Source organism: Vibrio sp. WZ-1 (assembly GCF_052037695.1).
GTDB lineage: Bacteria > Pseudomonadota > Gammaproteobacteria > Enterobacterales > Vibrionaceae > Vibrio.
Genome location: NZ_JBQEQR010000056.1, coordinates 1 through 2,362 on the forward strand (window position 1 = coordinate 1; position 2,362 = coordinate 2,362).

Below are 2,362 nucleotides of genomic sequence, written 5' to 3' on the forward strand. Positions count from 1 at the left end.
CCAATCTAGGGCGTAAATTATTAGCACTGGTCGAGTTAGAAACTTACTCATAACAAAGCATTTAAGAGTGATTCGCAACGCTTGGCGTTTTCGCTTCGCTCAAGTATAGCCAAGCGTCGCTCACACCTTAATGCGGCGTTATATTTCTTTTTAGTTCAGTACGTTATAATGTTAAAACTCAAGTCGAAAGCCGAAACGTGAATACGTCTCTCAGTGGTGGTCTCCTGAGACTGATGATGGCAGCCTCGATTTACTTTGCGTCAAATCCACCTGTTTTTGTGGTGCAGTTTCTCTTAGCGGAAATTGTGGGGTTTTTAACTAGTCAGACTAAGGAGGGAGAGCTTATGGGTATGAAAATTATCAACAAAATTAGTAGTCAATTTAAGCAACTTTCAAAATGTGTTGCCATGTTTTGGGAGAACCACCGCTCTTTTAAGTTTAACTTACTGATGATCTGGTGAAACTCCAGTGAAAAGAGCAAATTAGTAGGTGCGCATAGCCCAAATTACCTATAGCGCACTGAAATATAACAAACAATTTAAGAGTGATTCAGCACGCTTGGCATTTTTGATTTGGGTTGAGTTCAGTGTTTACGATGGTCAAATTAAGTGTCGTGGTCGCGTGCTTCACACCTTAATTGGGCGTTATATTCTAGTCACACTATGCACATATATGTGTACCCATAGTGAGTATATGTGCATATAATGTGGGCGTTAATATTATTTGGAACTTTTCACCATGGTTAAGACTTACGAGCATGAAATGCATTCTCTTGCTCCTTATTCGTTTCGCTGTTACAACAAAGATCTTGAGGGCAAAAGAGAGCAAAGGTACTCAACCTTGGATCGCATCGGGCAGTACGATTTGTTTGATCTACTGAAAGTATTTATTCTGAATAATTCAGGATCATACCAAATCAAAGATGATACTCGTCAAGTTTACCAATTCAGTGATTTTACCATTAACGAGAATACCCGAGAAATCTACGGTTGGTTTAACGTAGGTTACTATGGCATCAAAACAGATATCATTGATATTGAAACGGGTAAAGTTGACTTTGAGAAAGCTCAAAATAATGCAGAGATAATAAAACATTACGTGCATTTTTATATGCCCGAGGGCGTAAATGAGGCGATGGCTTTTTTGCATTCTTACAGAGGCAATGGTATTAAAACACTTTTCTACGTGCTTTTTTCTACCTACTTCAAAGCCATAACTAACCTAACCCTTCAAATGAATCCTCTTGCATATGATAAGGCGATTCATGCGTGGTTGGATGCACCTGCGAAAGAGGTTAAGCTAACGAAGTTTGTTGGTTTAAAAGATGCCGCAGACCAAATACGAAAACTTGGTCATAATGAACAAGAGTTGATTATTAAACCTCCTCGTAAGGGCACTTTAGGCAAACTTAGAGATTACATGACACGAGGTAATGATAGGTTACAAGCAGTGGAAGTGCTTTCTGAGTTTGGTTCTCAAGTAAAGACGGTGGTAGAGCTAAACGGTAAAAAGAGGACATTTTGTGTCGGTAATCGCTCTACTAATACCGTGTGTGAAATTGAAATAGATGAGACAGTGGTTCTTGATAATGGCGTTCCTTTGCTTGAGTCTATGACTTGGTGGGTTAGACAAATCTCAAGAGAATATGCTCAAACAATGTACCCTGGTATGAATTTAGAGGTTCCATATGAGCTCGAAAATTAATGTTTGCAACATAATTTTTGGTCACTTGAACACATTAAAAGATGCATCATCGAGTAAGATTAGTCTTGTTGATGTATTCACTTTCTTTGCTGTGCCACTCTTGTTTGGGTCTTTGGTTTTTGTGTCGGGCTTCAAACTCAACGACAGTCTGATATCTCTATTGGTCAACTTTGGCGCGATATTTACGGCACTGCTCTTAAGTGTTTTAGTATTGGTTTATGATCAAAGCTCAAAGTTATCTGAGAGAAATGAAAGGAACAAAGTTCCTTTCTATACGGTCAAGAAATCATTACTAGACCAGCTTTATTACAATATTTGTTACTCAATTGTACTGGCGTTGGTGCTTATATTTATGTGCTTTCTAGAGTCCATCACTAGAGGGAAGTTATTAGATTTAGCATCTTTTGGTGGACAGAAATTGGATATTAACATGTACGTTTTTACGCCGATCGTAGTTTTTATCTCAGTTCATCTGATATTGACTATAGTTATGATTGTAAAGCGGATGCATGTATTACTCACCACTGAGTAACGAATATAACAAACTGTTTAAGAGTGATTCGCAACGCGTGGCATTTTTGCTATGCGTTGCGTTTTGTGTTTTTGGTGGTATGCAGGGGCATCGGTATTGCGTTGCTCACACCTTAACAGGGCGTTA

General features: G+C 38.7%; 1 protein-coding gene and 1 other RNA gene. Both read left to right on the forward strand.

Going from position 1 to position 2,362, the window contains the following annotated elements:
• Nucleotides 1-188 precede the first annotated feature (188 nt).
• An RNA gene (locus ACTS60_RS05400) (hammerhead ribozyme type II) lies at nt 189-249 on the forward strand.
• 489 nt (nt 250-738) lie between these two features.
• Nucleotides 739-1,704: a hypothetical protein gene (locus tag ACTS60_RS05405; protein WP_241543024.1), complete on the forward strand. Its 966-nt coding sequence runs from the start codon at nt 739-741 to the stop codon at nt 1,702-1,704.
• Nucleotides 1,705-2,362: the final 658 nt, after the last annotated feature.

Excerpts from the sequence above, each read along its gene's own strand:
- ACTS60_RS05405 (WP_241543024.1), top strand. The coding sequence starts at position 739 with ATGGTTAAGACTTACGAGCATGAAATGCATTCTCTTGCTCCTTATTCG.